The organism is Sphingomonas sp. FUKUSWIS1 (assembly GCF_000733135.1).
Classification (GTDB): Bacteria; Pseudomonadota; Alphaproteobacteria; order Sphingomonadales; family Sphingomonadaceae; genus Sphingomonas; species Sphingomonas aerolata.
On sequence record NZ_JPJC01000257.1, the window covers coordinates 24,388 to 28,251 of the forward strand.

General features: G+C 66.6%; 3 protein-coding genes. 1 reads left to right on the forward strand and 2 read right to left on the reverse strand.

The features are described 5' to 3' along the window. On the forward strand, window positions 1-473 hold a 473-nt coding region (locus sphsw_RS16310; protein ID WP_031441551.1), incomplete at its 5' end, for an NADPH-dependent FMN reductase. Between the two features lie 68 nt (window positions 474-541). On the opposite strand, the gene sphsw_RS16315 is transcribed toward sphsw_RS16310, so the two are convergent. Together sphsw_RS16315 and sphsw_RS20620 are read right to left on the reverse strand one after the other, a co-directional pair. Further along, window positions 542-2,026 (reverse strand): efflux transporter outer membrane subunit, encoded by a 1,485-nt coding sequence (locus sphsw_RS16315; RefSeq protein ID WP_031441552.1) that lies wholly within the window; start codon window positions 2,024-2,026, stop codon window positions 542-544. 4 nt (window positions 2,027-2,030) lie between these two features. Continuing rightward, window positions 2,031-3,864: efflux RND transporter permease subunit (locus sphsw_RS20620; RefSeq protein WP_042467574.1), on the reverse strand; the 1,834-nt coding region annotated here is incomplete at its 5' end.

Sequence of the window (3,864 nt, forward strand, 5' to 3'; positions counted from 1 at the left end):
ACCGGACACAGATGTTCGGCGGCGCGGACATGGCCCGGCTGCCGCTTTACGATCCCAAGGCGACCGAGCGGACCGAGGACGAGCGTGCCTTTGTCGCGGCGGTGCGCGCGGCATCGGCGGTGATCATCGCCAGCCCGGGCTATCATGGCAGCATCTCAGGCGTGGTGAAGAATGCGCTCGACCTGCTCGAGGAAACCGCACGTGATGCCGAACGGCCCTATCTGGCGGACATGCCGGTCGGGCTGATCGCGACCGCCTATGGCTGGCAGGCGACGGGCAGCACGATCGCGGCGCTGCGCTCGATCGTCCACGCACTTCGCGGCTGGCCGACGCCATTCGCAGCGGCGATCAACACACAGGTGACGAAATTCGATGCCGAGGGCGGGGCGAGCGATCCCGCGGTCCTCGAGCAGCTTCGGCTGGTCGGCCGGCAGGTCGCGCGGTTCGCACCTTTGTCCGAACCGGCAAACTGACCGCGCGTCGCACCGCCGCGTCACCCGGGCCTGGCCCGGAATGACGCGGTGGGCGGGACGGGCCGGTGTTAGCGCAGCCCGCCGCCGAGCGCGCGATAGAGCTCGACCGCATTGGTATCGCGGACCAGCCGCGTCGCCAGCAGGCTCTGCTGCGCGGTGTAGAGCGACCGCTGTGAATCGAGCGTGTTGAGGAACGGATCGATCCCCGCGCGGAAGCGCAGTTGCGACAGGTTGAACGCGCCCGCCGCATTGTCGCGCAGCGACGTCTGCGCTTCGAGCTGGCCGTTGATCGTACCGCGGCGCGCGAGCGCATCGGCGACTTCACGGAAGCCGGTCTGGACGCTCTTCTCATAGGTAGCGAGCATCGCGTCGCGCGAGGCCTTGGCGTAGTCCAGATTGCCCTTGTTGCGACCGAAGTCGAAGATCGGCTGCGTGATCGACGGCGCGACCGACCAGGATTCGCTGCCCTTGCCGAACAGGTTCGACAGGCCGAGGCTCAGCGTGCCGAGCGACGCGGTCAGCGAGATATTGGGGAAGAACGCCGCGCGGGCCGCACCGATATTGGCGTTCGCCGCAATCAGCTGATGCTCGGCGGCCGCGACGTCGGGGCGGCGCAGCAGGACTTCGGAGGACAGGTTGGCGGGCAGGTTTTCCAGCGTCGGCGTCTTCTCCGGCATCCGGGCCGGCAGCAGGTCGGCGCTCAGCGTGGTGCCTGCGAGCAGGTTGAGTGCGTTCTGGTCCTGCGCGATGAGCGTCGTCGCGTCGGCGATGTCGGAGCGCGCCTGGTCATAGGTCGTCCGCGCCTGGCGCACTTCGAGTTCGGACGCGATGCCGATGCGGAATCGATCCTGCGTCAGCTTGAGCGTTTCCCCAAAGGCCCGTTCGGTGTCCTGCGCGATCTTCAGCCGATCCTGGTCCGCCGCCATCGTCAGCCAGGCTGTCGCGGTTTCCGCGATCAGCGACACCTGCGCGGCGTTGCGGTTTTCCTCCGCGGCGAAATAGGCCTGCTGCTGCGCCTGGGTCAGATTGCGGACCCGGCCGAACAGATCGATCTCCCAGGCCGAGACGCCGAGATTGGCCGAATAGATATCGAACCGGCCGCCGCCGGCGACCGCCCCGGCACCGGTGCCGCCGCCGCCGTTGCCGCCTCCAGTACCGCCGCCCGTCGTGCCGCCCGTACCGCCACCGACGGCGCCGAAGGGGGACTTCTGATAGGTTGCGCTGCCCGTCGCACCCAGCGTCGGGAACAGGTCCGCGCGCTGGACGCGATATTGCGCCCGCGCCTGCGCGACATTGGCAACCGCGATGCGGACATCGCGGTTGTTGTCGAGCGCGGTGCGAATGACGCGGCGCAGGCGGTCGTCGGTAAAGAACGCCTCCCATGCGGTGTCCGCGGGCATGATCGCACCCGCCGCATCGGTCGCCGCATAAGCCGGTCCGGTCGGCGTTGACGGAGCCACCGGAAGCTCGGGCCGGACATATTTCGGGGCCAAGTTGCAGCCGGCGAGCGTGAGCCCGGCGGCGAACGTCAGAGCGATTTTGCGCGAGAACATCGGATCAGGCCTCCTGCGGCCGCTGGTCGTGGGTCGTGGTGTCGCCGTCACGGGTGTCATCACGGTGGCGGTCTCCGTCCTGCTGGCCGGGCTTGTCCTGCTTGAAGACGCGCTTCACGAGCAGGAAGAACAGCGGCACGAAGAATATCGCGAGCACAGTCGCGGACAGCATGCCGCCCACCACCGCCCAGCCGATTGCGTTCTGGCCGCCCGCGCCCGCACCGCTCGACAGCGCGAGCGGGAGAACGCCGAAGATGAACGCGAACGAGGTCATCAGGATCGGGCGAAGACGCAGCTTGGCGGCCTCGACCGCGGCATCCGCCGCATTCATCCCGTCACCCATCTTTTCCTCGGCGAACTCGACGATCAGGATCGCGTTCTTCGCCGCCACGCCGATCGTCGTGATCAGGCCGACCTGGAGATAGATGTCGTTGTTGAGCCCCGCGACCATCGCCGCGAGCACCGCACCGAGCACGCCGAGCGGTACGACGAGGAGCACGGCGATCGGGATCGACCAGCTCTCGTACAGTGCGGCAAGGCACAGGAACACGATCAGCAGCGACAGCGCATAGACATAGGTCGACTGCCCGCCCGAAAGCTGTTCCTCATAGCTGAGGCCGGTCCACTCATAGCCGATGCCGGGGGGCAGCTTGGCCGCCATTTCCTCCATCGCCTTGATCGCGGTGCCGCTGCTGACGCCGGGTGCGGGCGACCCCATGATCTCGAACGAGGCGACGCCGTTATAGCGTTCGAGACGTGCGGGACCGTAGGTCCAGCCGGTGGTCGAGAAGGACGACATCGGCGTCATCGCGTTGGTCGCGCCGCGGACATAGAAATTGCCGAGGTCTGCGGGCGACTTGCGGAACGGCGCATCGGCCTGGACGAACACCTTCTTCACGCGACCGCGGTCGATGAAGTCGTTGATGTACGATCCGCCGAACGCGGTGCTGACGGTGGTGTTGATGTCCGCCTGACTCAGGCCGAGCGCGCCTGCCTGGGCCTGGTCGACGTTCAGTTTGAGCTGTGGCGCATCCTCCAGGCCGTTCGGACGGACCTGCATCAGGCGCTTGTCCTGGCTGGCCATGCCGAGCAGCATGTTGCGTGCCTCGAGCAGCTTGTCGTGGCCGACGCCGGCATTGTCCTTCAGCATGAAGTCGAAGCCGTTGGCGTTGCCCAGTTCCTGCACGGCGGGCGGCACGAAGCCGATCACCATGCCGGCGCGGATCCCGGCGAGGGCCTGGTTCGCGCGCTGGGCGACCGCGGCGACGGTATTCGCGTCGCCTTCGCGATCCTCCCACGGCTTGAGCTGGATGAAGGCGAGACCGACATTCTGACCCTGGCCGACAAAGCCGAAGCCACTGATCGTGAAGATGCCCGCAATGTTGGCCTTTTCGTCGACCAGGAAGTGATCGCGCAGCTTGTCCATCGTCCGCGCAGTCTCTTCCATAGTCGTGCCCGTGGGCATCGACACCTGCGCGAACATCAGGCCCTGATCCTCTTCGGGAAGGAAGCCCGAGGGCAGTCGCAGGAAGACGAACAGCATCGCGCCGACGATGACCGCATAGACGATCATCGTCCGTACCCAGCCCTTTTCGACGCGGCGCAGGCCCTTGCCATATCTGTCGACGCCGCGATCGAAGGTCCGGTTGAACCAGCCGAAAAAGCCCTTCTTGTCGCCGTGATCCTGCTTGGACGGCTTCAGGATGGTGGCGCAGAGTGCGGGCGTCAGGATCAGCGCGACCAGCACCGAAAGCACCATCGACGAGACGATGGTGATCGAGAACTGGCGGAAGATCACGCCGGTCGAGCCGCTGAAGAACGCCATCGGCAGGAACACC